General features: G+C 69.2%; 18 protein-coding genes. 9 read left to right on the top strand and 9 right to left on the bottom strand.

The features are described from left to right. Nucleotides 1-9: 9 nt before the first annotated feature. The 4 genes from ACF8LI_RS27160 to ACF8LI_RS27145 form a co-directional block, all read right to left on the bottom strand. Nucleotides 10-828 carry a hypothetical protein gene (locus ACF8LI_RS27160; protein ID WP_016449842.1) on the bottom strand — a complete coding sequence of 273 codons (819 nt, stop codon included), beginning with the start codon at nucleotides 826-828 and terminating at the stop codon, nucleotides 10-12. Beyond that, the gene (locus ACF8LI_RS27155; RefSeq protein ID WP_016452064.1) at nucleotides 821-2,203 is read right to left on the bottom strand and encodes an aminopeptidase P N-terminal domain-containing protein; all 1,383 of its coding nucleotides are present in this window, start codon (nucleotides 2,201-2,203) and stop codon (nucleotides 821-823) included. The genes ACF8LI_RS27160 and ACF8LI_RS27155 overlap by 8 nt, the downstream gene beginning before the upstream one ends. A gap of 100 nt (nucleotides 2,204-2,303) precedes the next feature. Next, a complete protein-coding gene (locus ACF8LI_RS27150; protein ID WP_017404647.1) occupies nucleotides 2,304-2,834 on the bottom strand; it encodes a rhodanese family protein in 531 nt (176 codons plus the stop codon). 25 nt (nucleotides 2,835-2,859) lie between these two features. Further along, a complete protein-coding gene (locus ACF8LI_RS27145) occupies nucleotides 2,860-3,177 on the bottom strand; it encodes a helix-turn-helix transcriptional regulator (protein WP_047217864.1) in 318 nt (105 codons plus the stop codon). A gap of 81 nt (nucleotides 3,178-3,258) precedes the next feature. On the opposite strand from ACF8LI_RS27145, the gene ACF8LI_RS27140 reads away from it, so the two are divergent. Next, entirely contained in the window at nucleotides 3,259-4,155 is an 897-nt protein-coding gene (locus tag ACF8LI_RS27140; protein ID WP_392414587.1) for an MBL fold metallo-hydrolase, read from the top strand. Between the two features lie 57 nt (nucleotides 4,156-4,212). Next, complete coding sequence (locus ACF8LI_RS27135; protein WP_047473446.1) at nucleotides 4,213-4,623, top strand: OsmC family protein; 411 nt, start codon at nucleotides 4,213-4,215, stop codon at nucleotides 4,621-4,623. Nucleotides 4,624-4,704: 81 nt separating this feature from the next. On the opposite strand, the gene ACF8LI_RS27130 is transcribed toward ACF8LI_RS27135, so the two are convergent. Next, entirely contained in the window at nucleotides 4,705-5,001 is a 297-nt protein-coding gene (locus ACF8LI_RS27130; RefSeq protein ID WP_016449848.1) for a hypothetical protein, read from the bottom strand. A gap of 191 nt (nucleotides 5,002-5,192) precedes the next feature. On the opposite strand from ACF8LI_RS27130, the gene ACF8LI_RS27125 reads away from it, so the two are divergent. Continuing rightward, entirely contained in the window at nucleotides 5,193-6,131 is a 939-nt protein-coding gene (locus ACF8LI_RS27125) for a pirin family protein (protein WP_209672462.1), read from the top strand. Between the two features lie 97 nt (nucleotides 6,132-6,228). Here the strand turns inward: ACF8LI_RS27125 and ACF8LI_RS27120 are convergent, their stop codons facing one another. Further along, nucleotides 6,229-6,609 (bottom strand): HPF/RaiA family ribosome-associated protein, encoded by a 381-nt coding sequence (locus ACF8LI_RS27120; RefSeq protein ID WP_016449850.1) that lies wholly within the window; start codon nucleotides 6,607-6,609, stop codon nucleotides 6,229-6,231. Between the two features lie 371 nt (nucleotides 6,610-6,980). Between ACF8LI_RS27120 and ACF8LI_RS27115 the strand changes: the two genes are divergently transcribed. Continuing rightward, nucleotides 6,981-7,862 carry a gamma-glutamyl-gamma-aminobutyrate hydrolase family protein gene (locus ACF8LI_RS27115; protein ID WP_012202849.1) on the top strand — a complete coding sequence of 294 codons (882 nt, stop codon included), beginning with the start codon at nucleotides 6,981-6,983 and terminating at the stop codon, nucleotides 7,860-7,862. Here ACF8LI_RS27115 and ACF8LI_RS27110 read toward each other — a convergent pair. Further along, the gene (locus tag ACF8LI_RS27110) at nucleotides 7,764-8,783 is read right to left on the bottom strand and encodes a LysR family transcriptional regulator (protein ID WP_392414586.1); all 1,020 of its coding nucleotides are present in this window, start codon (nucleotides 8,781-8,783) and stop codon (nucleotides 7,764-7,766) included. The genes ACF8LI_RS27115 and ACF8LI_RS27110 overlap by 99 nt on opposite strands. Before the next feature lie 76 nt (nucleotides 8,784-8,859). Here ACF8LI_RS27110 and ACF8LI_RS27105 point away from each other — a divergent pair, with 76 nt between their 5' ends. Both ACF8LI_RS27105 and ACF8LI_RS27100 read left to right on the top strand, forming a co-directional pair. After that, the gene (locus ACF8LI_RS27105; RefSeq protein ID WP_016449852.1) at nucleotides 8,860-9,201 is read left to right on the top strand and encodes a protocatechuate 4,5-dioxygenase subunit alpha; all 342 of its coding nucleotides are present in this window, start codon (nucleotides 8,860-8,862) and stop codon (nucleotides 9,199-9,201) included. Between the two features lie 47 nt (nucleotides 9,202-9,248). Beyond that, nucleotides 9,249-10,094, top strand: coding sequence for a class III extradiol dioxygenase family protein (locus ACF8LI_RS27100; RefSeq protein WP_392414585.1), 846 nt, complete (start codon nucleotides 9,249-9,251; stop codon nucleotides 10,092-10,094). Nucleotides 10,095-10,181: 87 nt separating this feature from the next. On the opposite strand, the gene ACF8LI_RS27095 is transcribed toward ACF8LI_RS27100, so the two are convergent. Together ACF8LI_RS27095 and ACF8LI_RS27090 are read right to left on the bottom strand one after the other, a co-directional pair. Beyond that, a complete protein-coding gene (locus ACF8LI_RS27095) occupies nucleotides 10,182-10,652 on the bottom strand; it encodes a peptidylprolyl isomerase (protein WP_034399899.1) in 471 nt (156 codons plus the stop codon). A 111-nt stretch (nucleotides 10,653-10,763) separates the two neighbouring features. Then, entirely contained in the window at nucleotides 10,764-11,666 is a 903-nt protein-coding gene (locus tag ACF8LI_RS27090; RefSeq protein WP_043825400.1) for a LysR family transcriptional regulator, read from the bottom strand. A 101-nt stretch (nucleotides 11,667-11,767) separates the two neighbouring features. On the opposite strand from ACF8LI_RS27090, the gene ACF8LI_RS27085 reads away from it, so the two are divergent. From ACF8LI_RS27085 to ACF8LI_RS27075, 3 genes are read left to right on the top strand one after another with little or no spacing between them, the layout of a single operon-like run. After that, nucleotides 11,768-12,793, top strand: a complete 1,026-nt coding sequence (locus ACF8LI_RS27085; RefSeq protein ID WP_392414584.1) for a Bug family tripartite tricarboxylate transporter substrate binding protein — start codon at nucleotides 11,768-11,770, stop codon at nucleotides 12,791-12,793. A gap of 16 nt (nucleotides 12,794-12,809) precedes the next feature. After that, a complete protein-coding gene (locus ACF8LI_RS27080; protein ID WP_392414583.1) occupies nucleotides 12,810-14,192 on the top strand; it encodes a lyase family protein in 1,383 nt (460 codons plus the stop codon). A gap of 16 nt (nucleotides 14,193-14,208) precedes the next feature. After that, complete coding sequence (locus tag ACF8LI_RS27075) at nucleotides 14,209-14,661, top strand: carboxymuconolactone decarboxylase family protein (RefSeq protein WP_392414582.1); 453 nt, start codon at nucleotides 14,209-14,211, stop codon at nucleotides 14,659-14,661. The last annotated feature ends 7 nt before the right edge of the window (nucleotides 14,662-14,668 follow it).

The following is a 14,668-nucleotide window of genomic DNA, read 5'->3' as shown; positions in this document are numbered from 1 at the left end:
CGCCAGGCCTCACACCAGTCCGTGCGAGAGCAGGTAGGTGATGGCATGGGCCACCATGGCCGCCTCCAGGCCATAGCGCCAGAACAGGAAGCCGCCCACGGCGCCGTGGACGACCTCGAACAGCAGCAACTGCAGCACCAGCGCGTCCGACAGGCCGCCCCAGGTGCTCCAGGCCAGGGCCAGCTGCAGCATGCCCCACAGCAGGGCCGACAGCATGACGGACCACCAGCCCAGCGTCCATCCCGGGCGGCGGTCTGTGCGCCCGCTCAGCCGCCACAGCAGCCACATCACCAGCGTCATGCCGCCCAGCCGCATCACCAGCTCGGCCGTGATGCCCGCGTACAGCATCTTGGCGCCCAGCGGCATGGCGTAGACGGGGTCGATCAGGGTCAGGTCGTCGGGCCAGGCCAGGGCCAGGGTCACCAGCCAGGCCGCGCCGACCACGCCGCCGGCCAGCCCCGGCAGCGTGAGGTAGCGCACGGCGCGCTGGGGCGAACGCCCGGCCACCCAGGTGGTCAGCAGCGGTGCGGACAGGCCCAGCCGCGGCCCCAGCCACACGCCCACGCCCACGGGCAGGGCCAGCAGCGCGGCCATCACGCCAATGCCGGTGAGCGGCGTGACCAGCGGCTCCACGGGCAGGCCCAGCATGCGCATCCAGTCGGGCAGCACGAACCAGGCCATGGCCGCCACGCCGGGCAGCCCCAGCAGCCAGAGCACCGTGAAGATGCGCCAGCTCAGCCGGGGCAGTGCGGGTGCGGCATAGGCCGATGGGGCGGGCATGAGAGTGGACACGGGGCCGGTGGTGGGCAGGCTGGCGTTGTCAGTCACGCATCAAGGCTTCTATCTCGTCGGGCTCCACGGGCACGCCGCGCGTGATCAGCTCGCAGCCGGTCTCGGTGACGATGGCATCGTCCTCGATGCGGATGCCGATGTTGTGGAACTGCTCGGGCACGCCGGCCGCAGGGCGCACGTAGATGCCCGGCTCGATGGTGGTGCACATTCCCGGACGCAGGATGCGGCTGGGGCGGTTGGTGATGGTCTCGCCCGACAGCGGGTCCTTGCGCTCGTGCGACTGGCCCAGCTCCGAAGGCTCCACATAGCTGCCGCAGTCATGCACGTCCATGCCCAGCCAGTGGCCGGTGCGGTGCATGTAGAACTGGAAGAAGGCGCGCTGCTCGATCACGTCCTGGGCATTGCCATAGACCTTTTTGTCCAGCAGGCCCAGATCCAGCATGCCCTGCGCCAGCACGGCCACGGTGGCGTCGTGCGGATCGTTGAAGCGCGCGCCGGCCCGTGTGGCCGCCACGGCAGCCTTCTGGCTTTCCAGCACCAGCTCGTAGAGCGCGCGCTGCGGGCCGGTGAAGCGGCCATCGGCGGGGAAGGTGCGCGTGATGTCGCTGGCGTAGCCGTCGAGCTCGCAGCCGGCGTCGATCAGCACCAGTTCGCCCGCGCGCACGGGGGCCTTGTCGGCCTGGTAGTGCAGCACGCAGGCATTGGCGCCGGCGGCCACGATGGAGCCGTAGGCCACGTACTGCGAGCCCTGCTGGCGGAATTCATGCAGCAACTCGGCGTCCAGGTGGTATTCGCGCACCTCCTGGCCTGCGCGCAGCATGCGTGCCGAGCGCTGCATGGCGCGGATATGGGCCTGGGCGCTGATGGCGGCGGCGCGGCGCATGATGTCCTGCTCGTGGGCGTCCTTGACCAGGCGCATCTCGTCCAGCAGCGTGCACAGGTCGCCCTGCTCGGACGGGCACAGCGCGCCAAAGCGCACGCGTGCGCGCACCTGGCCCAGCCAGCCTTCCACGCGCACGGCCAGCCCTTCATGCGTGGCGAACGGATACCAGAGGCGGCCCCGGTTCTCCAGCAGGCGCGGCAGGCGCGTATCGATCTCGGCGCTGGAGAACGCCTGGCTCACGCCCAGCGTGGCCACGGCAGCCTCGGGGCCCAGGCGGATGCCGTCCCAGATTTCGCGCTCCAGGTCCTTGGGCTGGCAAAACAGCACGCTGGTGCCATCGGCGGCCAGTACCAGGCAGGCATTGGGCTCGGCAAAGCCGGTCAGGTAATAGAAATAGCTGTCGTGGCGGTACAGATAGCCGGTGTCCCGGTTGCGCTGGCGCTCGGGAGCGGTGGGAATGATGGCGATGCCGCCGGCGCCCAACTGGGCGGCCAAGCGTGCGCGGCGTTGGGCATAAACAGATGTCATGCAGCTATCGTACTGCCGTCCGGGGTTCTCCACAGTCCCCGGAACAGGGGAAGGAGGGGGGCAGCCGGCCGGCGTCAGGTGGACTTCAGCGCAGACACCGTCACTGCCCCAGGGCGCGCCGATTCCAGGGCGCCTTCATCAGCATGCGCGCCAGTCCGCAAAAGCCGGTGGCACCCGCCACGATCAGACCGCAGCCCACGAAGGCCGAAAGCAGGTGCCACCACGGTGAAACCGTGGCACCGAGCACGGCGCCCAGCAGTGCCAGCCCGCCCGCACCCAGTTGCACCTGGCGCTGCAGCTCCAGCGGCTGGCGGCTGTCGTGCAGCACGGGCAGGCCTTCGGCCTTCCAGGCGTCCAGGCCTCCGTCGAGCACATGGCCGGCACAGCCGGGCGGCAAGGCAGCCGCCAGGGCCTGGGCGTTGAGCCGCGTGCGGTTGCCGGAGCGGCAGTGAAAGACCACGGCGGCCGGCGCATCGCCCCAGGCCTGGGCGCCCAGGCGCTCCATGGGCATGCTGCGGGCGCCTGCCATGCGTTCGCGCGCATGTTCGTCGGGCGCGCGGATGTCGATGAGCCAGGCGCCTTGCGCCTGCAACTGGCGGGCGGCCTGGGCCGAGATGAGGGGAAGGGACATGGGACGACTCCTGGGGTGGGGGTTTTCAGGGACAGAAGATGCTCTTGAGTGCCGCCACCAGCTTTTGCGCATCGGGATCGGCGATGCGGTAGTACAGGGTCTGCGACTCGCGGCGGTAGGCGACCAGGCCCTCATCGCGCATGCGCGCCAGATGCTGGGACAGGGCCGACTGGCTCAGCGGGATGCGCTCCAGCAGCCCGCCCACCGACAGCTCGCCATGCTCGATCAGCAGGCACAGCACCAGCAGGCGCCTCTCGTTGCCCACGGCGCGCAGCAGGGCGGCGGCGCGCGCCGCACCCTGCTGCAGGAAAGCCTGTTCGGAGGAGAGGATGGGTTGGTTCATGATTAAGAAAAATCTAATTTAGCAAATTCTAATATACTTGCCGGCAGGCTGCACTGGAGCCATCGACAAAGGAGTGCTTTCATGACCTCGCCGCTGCGCATCGCGCCATTCTTCGACGAAGCCACCCATACCGTGACCTACCTGGTCTGGGATGCGAACACGGGCGAGGCCGCCGCCATCGACCCCGTGCTCGACTACGACCATGCCAGCGGCCAGGCCCACACCGGCTCGGCCGATGCCGTGCTGGCCGCCGCGCAGGCCCAGGGCCTGCGCCTGCGCTGGATCCTGGAAACCCATGCGCATGCCGACCACCTCAGCGCGGCCCCGTACCTGCGCGAGCGCACGGGCGCCCCGATCGCCGTGGGCGAGCACATCCGCGAGGTGCAGCGCATCTTCCGCCCCGTCTTCAACCTGCCCGCGTCCGGCGGCGACCAGCCCTTCGACCGGCTGCTGGCAGACGGCGACAGCCTGCCCCTGGGCGGGCTGCGCATCGAGGTGCTGCACACGCCCGGCCATACGCCCGCCTGCGTGTCCTACCGCATCGAGGACGCGGTCTTCGTGGGCGATACGCTGTTCATGCCCGACTACGGCACGGCGCGCGCCGACTTTCCGGGCGGCGATGCGCGCACGCTGTTCCGCTCCATCCAGCGCCTGCTGGCCCTGCCGCCCGCAACACGCCTGTTCATGTGCCATGACTACAAGGCGCCGGGCCGCGACCGCCACGCCTGGGAAACCACCGTGGCCGACCAACGTGCCGGCAACGTGCATGTGCACGCGGGCGTGGACGAGGCCAGCTTCGTGGCCATGCGCAACCGGCGCGACGCCACGCTGTCGGCGCCCGCCCTGCTGCTGCCCGCCATCCAGGTCAACATGCACGCAGGCCATTGGCCCGAGGCCGAGGCCAACGGCGTGCACTACCTCAAAATTCCGCTGCGCATGAAGCATCGGCCCCAGGCAGCGGACGCGAAGCAGGCGTAGAGTCGTCCGTTGGCTCCCCCACCCCTCTTGCGACACCCCCAGGACAAAGGACCTTCCATGATCCACAGCGCCCATGCCACCAGCACGGACACCCCCTATCGCGTCACGCTTGGCGACCCCCAAGGCCACAGCTGGCATGTGGACGAGCCCGCGGACAAGGGCGGCGGCGACACGGCGCCCAACCCCCTGCAGCTGCTGCTGTCGGCCCTGGGCGCCTGCACCACGGTCACGCTGCAGATGTATGCGGCGCGCAAGCAGTGGAAGCTGGAGCAGGTGGATGTGCAATTGCGCCTGAACCCCGAAGGCACGCCGGCCAGCGGCAATCTGATCGAACGCCAGATCACCCTGCAAGGCGACCTGGACGACGAACAGCGCCAGCGCCTGCTGCAGGTGGCCGAGGCCTGCCCCGTGCACAAGCTGCTGGCCGGCGAAGTGCGCATCCAGACCGCGCTGCAGTTGCCCGCCTGAGCGAAGGACTGGCCACCATGCAAAAGGCCCTGCGGCAGGTATGCCGCAGGGCCTTCGGAGTGGACGGGGACATGGCCGGCGTCAGGCTTCGCTGACCTCGATCTCCCCGGTATCGACATAGAGCTCGAACTCCCGCTTGGCCAGCGACACGGTGATCGGCTGATCCTCCTGGGTCCAGGACAGCACATAGCTTCCGATGGCCGTGGCCACCTGCACACGGGTGCCACGCGGAATGTCTTCCAGTTGGCCATCGCCTACCCGGTGCTGCACATTGCCGGTGACCGTGGCTTCGAATTTCTCGGGGAATCGCTGGACTTCCACGGCGCTCTGGACCGCCTCTTCAGCGGCTTCGGCGTGCGTCTGTACGGATGTATTCATGGCGTTTTCTCCTGTAAGAGTGAGGCCGGCGCCCGCCAAAAGGACGGGCGCCGGGCCGTTCCTCGAATGTAAACAATGTTCCTGAGAATGCGCTGTCAGCGAACAGGCCCAATATCTGCGATCCTGGTTTGCCTGCTGCGCCGAGCTGCACGACACTGGTGGCCTCCCCCACGAACCAGGCCGATCCGCCCATGTCCGACACGTCCCCACCCAACTCCCAGCCCCAGCACCTTCCCACCCGCACCGCCGACGTGGGCGGCATTCCCATCCAGCGCGCCATTCCGCAGCGCGCCCTGCGCAAGGTCGGTGCCTGGTGCTTTCTCGACCACGCCGGCCCCGCCGATCCCGCGCCGCCCGGCATGCAGGTCGGCCCGCATCCCCATATCGGCCTGCAGACCTTCACCTGGATGATCCGCGGCGAAGTGCTGCACCGCGACAGCCTGGGCAACACCCAGATCATCCGGCCCGGACAGGTCAATCTGATGACGGCAGGCCACGGCATCGCCCATTCCGAGGAAAGCCAGACGCCCTCGCACATCCACGCCGCCCAGCTGTGGATTGCGCTGCCCGAATCGCACCGCAACGGTCCGCCCCGCTTCCAGCACTACCCCGCGCTGCCCAGGACCACGGTGGGAGACTTCACGGCCACGGTGCTGGCCGGCGAGGCGCTGGGCCTGACGTCGCCCGCCGAGGTGCACACGCCCCTGATGAGCGTGGACCTGCATGCGGACAGCGCACGCAGCGCCAATGCCGTCGCCACGTTGCCGCTGCGCGCCGATTTCGAGCATGCCGTGCTCAGCCTGGAAGGCGACGTGCGCGTGAACGGCCAGCCGCTGCCGGTGGAGGAATTGCTCTACCTGCCCCTGGGCACGCCCTCGGTCGCCATCGAAGCGGCGCCCGGCAGCCGCCTGCTGGTCATTGGCGGCGAGCCCATGGATGAAGCCATCTTGCTGTGGTGGAACTTCGTGGCGCGCACGGGAGAGGAAATCGCCGAGGCCCGCGCGCAGTGGGAGGCCGAGACCCGGCAGCCCGCCACTGCGGCGCGCCGCTTCGGACCGCCGCTGGCTTCGCCCCTGGCGCCGCTGCATGCGCCTTCGCTGGACGGCGTGGTGCTGCGCGCCTCGCGCTGAAACGCGCCGTACCGCAGTCTTCGCGGCGATCGCTGCCCCAGCAAAAAGGCGCCCCGAAAGGGGCGCCTTGCCGTTGATGTTGCGGGAGTTTCGAGGGTCAGGCCGGGCTGGCCGCATCCACCTCGGTGCCATCTTCCACGCCGCGCACGCTCTCGCGGCCATGCTTGTCCTTGAGCTTGCCCAGATCGGTTTCCACCGCCCGCTTCAGCTTATCGATGGCGGCATTGAAGGCGTCCTTGACCTTCTCGGCCTCGGCGTTCACGGCGATCGGCGGGCGTCCATTGGCCCGGGTCTCCAGAACGCAGCGCTTGCCGGGAGCCCCCGAGGTCTTGAGCGCATCGACACCCGTGAGGAACACCTCCACGCGCACCACATAGTCCTTCAATCTCGCCAGCTTGGCGTTGATTTCTTCCTGCGCCCATTGCGCCAAGGACTCGCCACCCTGGATCGAATCGTCGGCATGAACCTGAACTTGCATGCATATCCTCCTAGTCGCCAAAAGCCGCACCACCGGCGCGGCGGGGTTGTCGGGGCCATTGATGAACTGGCGAAACCATCGTAACGCCATGCGGGCTGCCTGCACAGCAAGTCGCACCCTGCGTCGTCAGGTTTTTCGCACTGCAGCATCCGCAGTCCCCACCCTGCCTACAGGCTACACCCAGAGGGGCGACGCCGGGTTCAGCGCGCTGAAGAAGCTTGAGATGCCTCAAGACAACTCTTGCATTCACCTACACCTATTTGCGGTGATGGCCCTGCGCCGGTCGCGGGCGTTCAACCCCTTCCTACAGGTCGCAGGCACGATTGGGCTTACAACGTGACCATCAGGACTTTCCCCTTGCCCACCACCCCATGAGCCCACTTGCCTCACGCCGCCTCAAGATCGGCCTTTCGGCCTGTTTCTCCCATGCGGACCCGCAGCGTCCGCTTTTCACGGGCAAGACGCTGCAGTACGTGGAGCAATCGATAGCGCACTGGATCATGTCGGCCGGCGCCATGGTGGTGATGGTGCCCTGCCCCACAGGCGAGACCGCACGCGGCGACGTGACGCTGGAGCACTACGCCGAATGGCTGGATGGGGTGGTCATGCACGGCGGCGCCGATGTCTGGCCCGGCAGCTATGGCGAGGAACCCATGCGTCCCGAATGGCTGGGCGACCGCGTGCGCGACCTCTACGACCTGGCCGTGGTCGAGGCGTTTTCCCAGGCCGGCAAGCCCATCTTCGGCGTCTGCCGCGGTCTGCAGCTGATCAACGTGGCCTTCGGCGGAACGCTCTACCAGGACATCGAGACCCAGGTGCCCGGCTCGCAGCTGCACCGCAATCCCACCGAGTACGACCGCCACTACCACGACATCGCCATCGTGCCCGGCAGCCGGCTGGAGGCGCTGTATCCCACGCTGGACCGCGCACGCGTCAACAGCATCCACCACCAGGGCATCAAGGACGTGGCGCCAGAGTTCGATGTCGAAGCCTGGAGCCTGCCCGACCGCATCCCCGAGGCCATCTTCCGCAAGCCCGGCACGCTCAAGAGCTACATCGCGGCCACGCAGTGGCACCCCGAATTCCAGTTCCGCAACCCGGACACCAGCACGCTGGATGACAGCGTGCTGCTGCGCGACTTCCTGGCCGCCTGCTCACGCGCCCGCGTGAGCCCGGCCGTGAGCCACAGCCCCTTCCAGATCCGCAACCGCGCCGCGCGCCTGCTGCGCCGCGCCTTGCTTCGCAGGCATTGACGGCCCGGCGCCGCCAAGCGCCTGCGCCACCACCTGCTGCAACTGCCCGCGCAGCCACGCATGGGCGGGATCGGCCTGGTGGCGCGCGTGCCAGATCATGAACATGGGCAGCGGCGGGCAGTCCACGGGCACCGCAACGCTGGCCAGCGATGACAGGGCCGTGCGGCCCAGCAGCGATGGCGCCGTCGCCAGCAGCGGCGTGCCGCGCACGAAGGCGGCCAGCGCCGCAAAGCCCGGCACGCGCACGGCAAAGCGGCGCTCCAGCCCGCGCGCCTGCAGTTGCAGGTCCAGGTCCAGCGCCTGGCGGTCGGCATAGGCCACGGTGGCGTGGTCGGCATGCAGATAGTCGGCCAGGCTGGCCGGCGGCTGTCGCACGGCGCTGTCATAGAAGACGGCGTACTCATCGCTGAACAGGCGCTTTTGCACGATGTCCGTGGCATCGGGCGGGCGCGGGCTGATGGCCAGCAGGCAGGCGTCCGAGCGCAGCAGTTCGGCATCGGGCGCGCCGCTGTCGATCACGCGCAGCACCGTCCGGGGCGCGGCTGAGCGCAGGCGCCGGGCCAGCGCCGGCAGCAGCAGCTCGCGCTGCAGGTCGTTGGCGGCAATGGTGATCTCGGCACGCCAGTGCGCGGGGTCAAAGCTGGGCCCTCGGCCGAACTGCTGCATCTGCCGCAGCAGCTCGCGCGCAGGGTCCTGCAGCGCCAGTGCATGGGCCGTGGGCGCAATGCCCCGCCCCTGCCGCACGAACAATCGGTCGCCCGTGATGGCGCGCAGCTTGTCCAGCAGATGGCTGACGGCCGATTGCGTCACGCCCAGGCGCTGCGCCGCCGCCGTGACGCTGCCGGTCTCCAGCACGGCCAGCAGCAGTTGCAGCAGCCTGCCATCGAGCTGCGATCCATCGATTTGTCTCATGCGTTCCATGATTGGCCGCCGCTTTATCTTTGGCAACGCGCGCCGGACACTGCCGCTGATCCAACGCAAATACCGGAGACAAAACATGGCCGATCAGCCGCAGATTCCCGGCACCACCCTGTTCGACGGCAGGCAGGCCCGCAAGGGCTATGCGCTCAACAGCATGTGCTTTTCCTTCAACGAGCTGGCCAACCGCCAGGCCTTCCTGGCCGACGAAGAGGCCTATATGCGCAGCTACGGGCTGAACCAGGAGCAGGCCGAGGCCGTGCGCGCGCGCAACGTGCTGCAGATGATCGCGGCCGGCGGCAACGCTTACTACCTGGCCAAGCTGGCCGGCATCTTCCACCTGGACATGCAGGACATAGGCGCCCAGCAGACCGGCATGACCAAGGCCGAATTCCAGGCCCTGCTGCGCTCGCACGCCTGAGCCCCGCCGCAGCCCACACGCAAGACACAGCACAGGAGACACCCACCATGGCACATCTCATCGGCGGCCTCGGCACCTCGCACATTCCCGCCATCGGCAACGCCATCCACAAGGGCCTGCAGAACGAGCCGTACTGGAAGCCCTTCTTCGACGGCTTCCCGCCCATCCGCGAATGGCTGGCCGCCCAGCGCCCCGACGTGGTGGTGGTGTTCTACAACGACCACGGCCTGAACTTCTTCCTCGACAAGATGCCTACCTTCGCCGTGGGCGCGGCCGAGCGCTACTGCAACGCCGACGAAGGCTGGGGCATTCCCACGCTGGCACCGCTGCGCGGCCACGCGGAGCTGTCATGGCACCTGATCGAGTCCCTGGTGGGGGAGGACTTCGATGTGGTCAGCTGCCAGGAGATGCTGGTGGACCATGCCTGCACGCTGCCGCTCAAGCTGTTCTGGCCCGAGGGCGACTGCCCTGTGGCCGTCGTGCCGGTGTGCATCAACACCGTGCAGTTCCCGCTGCCCTCGGCGCGCCGCTGCTATGCGCTGGGCCAGGCCGTGGGCCGGGCCATCGCGCGCTGGAACAGCGACCAGCGCGTGGCCGTCATTGCCTCAGGGGGCCTGTCGCACCAGCTCGATGGCGAGCGCGCGGGCTTCATCAACAAGGCCTTCGACCTGCAGTTCCTTGAAAGCATGGCCACCAATCCCGAATGGGCCACGCAGTTCAGCGTGCATGAACTGGTGGAAAAGACCGGCACCCAGGGCGTGGAACTGCTGATGTGGCTGGCCATGCGCGGCGCCCTGTCAAGCGCCGCGCCCGGCGTGCGCCGCGTGCACGGCAACTACCACATACCGATCTCCAACACCGCCACGGCGCTGCTGGCGCTGGAGGCGGGCTAGTCGGAAAACACAAAGGCCGCCGGGCATGCCAGGCGGCCTTTGTGCTTTGCGGGGCCGTGCGGACCGGGCGTATCCCGGCCCTGCCTCTCAATGGTGGTGGCCGTGGCCGCCGTGCACGTGGCGGTGCTCGATTTCCTCGGGCTTGGCCGCGCGCACTTCGGTGACCTTGCAGGCAAAGTGCAGCGCCATGCCGGCCAGCGGGTGGTTGCCGTCCAGCAGCACCACGGGACCCTTGATCTTGACCACGTGGTAGATCTGGGGCTGGCCCTGGTCATCCGTGCCGCGCAGCTGGCCGCCGACCTTCACGCCGGGCGGGAACTCGCCCTTGGGAATGGTGCGCGTCAGGCTCTCGTCGCGCGCGCCGAAGGCGTCTTCCACGGCCAGGTCCACGGTCAGCGTGTCGCCCACGGCCTTGCCGTCCAGGGCGGCTTCCACCTTGGCGAAGATGTTGTCGTAGCCGCCGTGCAGATAGGCCACGTCGCCCTTGTCGAGCAGTTTGCCCAGCTTGTCGGTGATCTTGTAGTTGATGGTGACGGCGGTGTCTTTGGTGATGTTCATGGCAAAGGCCTTGGAAAACCGCAGCGCAGAAGGCGCGCCGCGCAAAGCTGCCATTGTCGGCGACCTGGGGCATTCCAGCGTCGCGGCCGTGGGTTCACCGGCCGCCCGACCTCAAGCCAGGCACTCGCGCGCGCATTCGAGCAGGCTGCGCGCCCAGCGCGCGCGGGCCGAGGTGTTGAGCCACAGCAGGCCCACCTTGCGCGCATCGGCGGGGCGGGAGCCGGCGCCGTCCGCAGCAGCGCCCTGCTCCGGCAGCGCCAGCACACGCACGTCGCGGCCCTGGGAGAGCACGGGGCCGATGTCGGGCACCAGGCCCACGCCCAGGCCCTGGTCCACCATCATGGCCACGGCCAGCACCGAGTTCAGTTCCATGCGCTCCAGCGGCGCAATGCCCTGGGCGCGCAGGTAGCGGTCGGCCAGCCGGCCACCGGCCAGGGAACGGTCGTAGCGCACCAGGGGCCGGGTGCGCAGCAGGGCCAGCGGGTCCTGCTGCGCATCGCGGGCGCGGCACAGCACGACCAAAGGCTCCTGGCGCAGCTCGGCCCAGCACACGGTCTTGGGCAGGTCGAACGAGGGTTGCAGGCAGATCAGCACGTCCAGCTCGGACTGGACCAGGGCCGTGTACAGCTCGGGCGTGAGGCCGGCGCGCACGCTGATGCGCACCTCGGCGTGGCGCGCCACGAAAGCCCGCATCACGGCGGGCACAAAGCCGTGCAGCGCCGTGTTCACGGTGCCCAGCCGCAGCTCGCCGCCGTCCGCGTCCGAGGCCACCCATTCGCGCAGGCCCTCGAAGTCCTGCAGCAGCTGGCGGCCGCGCTCGAACAGCCGCTCGCCCGCCTCGGTGGCGCGCACGCTGCGGCCATGGCGCACCAGCAGCGGCGCACCCAGCTCGCCTTCCAGCACGCGCATCTGCTGGGCAATGGCCGAGGGGCTCAGATCCAGCTGGCGAGCGGCTTCGGACATGGAGCCGGTGTCCACTACTCTCAAGAAATTGTGTATGTATCTCACGTCCATTTCACACATTTTCTTGAATCACAACGCAGATGCAACTGCTGTTTTCCCAGGCTGCGCTGCACCACACTGCGTGACAACGACTATTTCCAGGAGACAGACGCATGGATTCCCGGCCCACCGCTCAAACCTCTCAAACCGCTCAAACCTCTCAGAACTCTTTGCCGCGCCGGATGTGGCTGTCCGCCGCCGCCGCCGCGCTGGCCGCCTGTGCGCTGCCGGCCTGGGCCCAGAAGCGCGGCAGCCGCCTGGTGGTGCCGTTTGCGCCAGGCGGCGGCAACGATGTATTTGCGCGGCAGATGGCGCACGGCCTCAACGAGTCCTTCGGCTACGGGATGATCGTGGAGAACAAGGCCGGCGCGGGCGGCAACCTGGGCACGGAAGCCGTGGTGCGTGCGGCCGGCGACGGCGGCACCTGGCTGCTGGGCCATACGGGCACGGTGTCCATCAATCCCTCGCTGTACCCGGGCCTCAAGTTCAATGCGGCCACCGATCTGCAGCCGGTGGCCATGTTCGCCTCGTCGGCCCTGCTGCTGGTGGTGCCGGCTTCCTCGCCCGTGCGCAGCGTGGCCGACCTGGCCGAGCAGATGCGCAAGCGCAGCGGCGAGATGAACTACGCCTCCAGCGGCTCGGGCACGGGCGGCCACCTGACGGGCGAGATGTTCGCCCACGCGCTGGGCGCCAAGGCCATCCACGTGCCATACAAGGGCACGGCCCCGTCGCTGACCGACCTGGTGGGCGGCAATGTGGACTTCAGCTTTGGCGTGATTCCCGCGGCCATGGCCCTGGTGAAGGCCGGCAAGCTGCGCGCCCTGGCCGTGACTGGCGCCAAACGCCAGCCCCAGCTGCCCGACGTGCCCACGGTGGCCGAGTCCGGCGTGCGTGCGCTGGCCGACTTCGAGAGCTCGCTGACCTACGGCATCCTCGCGCCCAAGGGCACGCCTGCCGAGACGGTGCGCGCGCTGGGGCGCGACGTCCTCAAGGTGGCGTCTGCCGAATCCTTCCAGTCGCGCCTGGGCATCGAGGGCGCCGTGCCGCTGCTGGGCGATGGCGCGCAGTACGCGGCCCGCATCCAGGTGGAGAGCGCCAAGTGGGCCGCCGTGATCAAGGCCTCGGGCGCCACGGCCTGAGACCGGCAAGGACAGCATGTCATTGGTGAAGGACTATCTGGGCCCGGCCGACAGCGGCCACTGGTTTGCAGACGCGCGCTGGCTGGACGCGCTGCTGCGCTTCGAGAGCGCGCTGGCCCAGGCCCAGGCCGACTGCGGCCTGGTGCCGCGCCCGGCCGCCGAGGCCATTGCGCGCGCCTGCGCGCAGGCGCCGCTCACGTGCGAAGGCGTGGTGGAGCAGGCGCGCGCCAGCGGCGCGCTGGGCCTGGCTGTGGTGCGGCCGCTGCAGCAGTGGCTGCAGGCCCACGCCCCGGAAGGCCTGCCCTGGCTGCACTGGGGTGCGACCACGCAGGACGCCGTGGACACGGCGCAGGCCCTGCTCACGCAGCAGGCCCTGCAGGCGCTGCTGGCCGAGCTGGACGCGCTGCAGTCCGCACTGCAGGCCCTCGCCCGCACGCACGCGGCCACGCCCATGCTGGCGCGCAGCCTGCTGCAGCCCGCGCAGATCACCAGCTTCGGATTCAAGTGCGCGCAGTCGGCTGCCGCCGTGCAGCGCAGCATCGAACAGTTTGAACGGCTTGCCACCGCTGCGCTGTGCGTGCAATTGGGCGGCGCCGTGGGCAATGGCGCCGTGCTGGGAAGCCACCGTGCCGAGGTGGAGCAGGCACTGGCCCGGCGCCTGGGCCTGTCGGCCTGCGGCCGCAGCTGGCATACGCAGCGTGACGACTGGATGCGCCTGGCCATGGAAGCGGCTGTGTGCGGCGGCAGCCTGGCCAAGCTGGCCCGGGACTGGTCGCTGATGGCACAGTACGAGGTGGGCGAGATCGCCGAGGCGCCGCGCGGCAGCACCTCCAGCGCCATGCCGCACAAGCGCAATCCCGTGCACCTGATGCAGGCGGTGGCACAGGCCCAGGCCATCCCCCAACTCGCGGCCCTGCTGCTGGGCTGCATGGCCCAGGCCCATGAACGCGCGCTGGGCGAGTGGCAGGCCGAGGTCGCGCACTGGCCCGACCTGTGGCGCCATGTGCATGGCGCCGCCGCCGCATTGCGCCAGGCCGCGCAGTCGCTGCAGGTGCATCCGCAGCGCATGCTGGGCCATGTGCGGGGCCTGCACGGACTGGTGTTTTCAGAGGCCTGCGTGCACGCCATGGCGCACTGGACAGGCAAGCCCGAGGCCCTGGCCGCCGTGGAGCTGCTGGCCCCGCAGGCGCTGGAGCAGGGACGCGAGCTGCGCCTGCTGCTGGCCGAATGGGCCGCGCCCCGGCTGGACGCAGCAGCCCTGCAAGCGCTGCAAGATGCGCTGGCCCGGGCCTGCGACCCGGCACGCGCCGTGCAGGCATCGCATGATGCGTGCCTGGCGCTGCTGGCAGCGCCGCAGACCCACGCCAACGCCAACGCCAATGCCCATGCCCATGCCTGACACAGGACCCCCCGCCATGACCGAATCTTCCTCCGACGCCCTGCAGCGCGGCCTTGCCAACCGCCGCCGCGTGCTGGGTGATGAATGGGTGGACCAATCCGTGGCGCGCGCCAACGAACTGAATGTGGAGTTCCAGCGCATGATCACGGCCTATGCCTGGGACGGCATCTGGAGCCGCCCCGGCCTGGAGCGCCGCACGCGCCGCATCATGGTGCTGGCCATCACGGCCTCCATGGGCCGCTGGGAAGAGTTCGAGCTGCACATCCGCACAGGGCTGCTGGCCGACCCGGCCGATGCCGAGGCCGCGCCGCTGGACCTGGACACCATCCGCGAAGTGCTGCTGCAGACCGCCGTCTATGCCGGCGTGCCCGCAGGCAACACCGGCATGGCCATCACGCTGAAGATCCTCAAGGAGCTGGGGCGCACGCCCGCGCCGGCCAGCTTTCATCCACCCGCAGACACGGCCTGACGCGGCC

Origin of the sequence: Delftia sp. WSY_12 (assembly GCF_043104645.1) — a bacterium.
GTDB lineage: Bacteria > Pseudomonadota > Gammaproteobacteria > Burkholderiales > Burkholderiaceae_C > Comamonas > Comamonas tsuruhatensis.
This window is presented reverse-complemented; position numbering and strand designations above follow the sequence as displayed.

Coding starts and splice junctions, on each gene's coding strand:
- ACF8LI_RS27130 (WP_016449848.1), bottom strand. CDS start 5,001: ATGAATACATCCGTACAGACGCACGCCGAAGCCGCTGAAGAGGCGGTC.
- ACF8LI_RS27150 (WP_017404647.1), bottom strand. CDS start 2,834: ATGTCCCTTCCCCTCATCTCGGCCCAGGCCGCCCGCCAGTTGCAGGCG.
- ACF8LI_RS27140 (WP_392414587.1), top strand. CDS start 3,259: ATGACCTCGCCGCTGCGCATCGCGCCATTCTTCGACGAAGCCACCCAT.
- ACF8LI_RS27095 (WP_034399899.1), bottom strand. CDS start 10,652: ATGAACATCACCAAAGACACCGCCGTCACCATCAACTACAAGATCACC.
- ACF8LI_RS27125 (WP_209672462.1), top strand. CDS start 5,193: ATGTCCGACACGTCCCCACCCAACTCCCAGCCCCAGCACCTTCCCACC.
- ACF8LI_RS27090 (WP_043825400.1), bottom strand. CDS start 11,666: ATGGACGTGAGATACATACACAATTTCTTGAGAGTAGTGGACACCGGC.
- ACF8LI_RS27080 (WP_392414583.1), top strand. CDS start 12,810: ATGTCATTGGTGAAGGACTATCTGGGCCCGGCCGACAGCGGCCACTGG.
- ACF8LI_RS27075 (WP_392414582.1), top strand. CDS start 14,209: ATGACCGAATCTTCCTCCGACGCCCTGCAGCGCGGCCTTGCCAACCGC.
- ACF8LI_RS27110 (WP_392414586.1), bottom strand. CDS start 8,783: ATGGAACGCATGAGACAAATCGATGGATCGCAGCTCGATGGCAGGCTG.
- ACF8LI_RS27115 (WP_012202849.1), top strand. CDS start 6,981: ATGAGCCCACTTGCCTCACGCCGCCTCAAGATCGGCCTTTCGGCCTGT.
- ACF8LI_RS27120 (WP_016449850.1), bottom strand. CDS start 6,609: ATGCAAGTTCAGGTTCATGCCGACGATTCGATCCAGGGTGGCGAGTCC.
- ACF8LI_RS27155 (WP_016452064.1), bottom strand. CDS start 2,203: ATGACATCTGTTTATGCCCAACGCCGCGCACGCTTGGCCGCCCAGTTG.
- ACF8LI_RS27135 (WP_047473446.1), top strand. CDS start 4,213: ATGATCCACAGCGCCCATGCCACCAGCACGGACACCCCCTATCGCGTC.
- ACF8LI_RS27100 (WP_392414585.1), top strand. CDS start 9,249: ATGGCACATCTCATCGGCGGCCTCGGCACCTCGCACATTCCCGCCATC.
- ACF8LI_RS27085 (WP_392414584.1), top strand. CDS start 11,768: ATGGATTCCCGGCCCACCGCTCAAACCTCTCAAACCGCTCAAACCTCT.
- ACF8LI_RS27145 (WP_047217864.1), bottom strand. CDS start 3,177: ATGAACCAACCCATCCTCTCCTCCGAACAGGCTTTCCTGCAGCAGGGT.
- ACF8LI_RS27105 (WP_016449852.1), top strand. CDS start 8,860: ATGGCCGATCAGCCGCAGATTCCCGGCACCACCCTGTTCGACGGCAGG.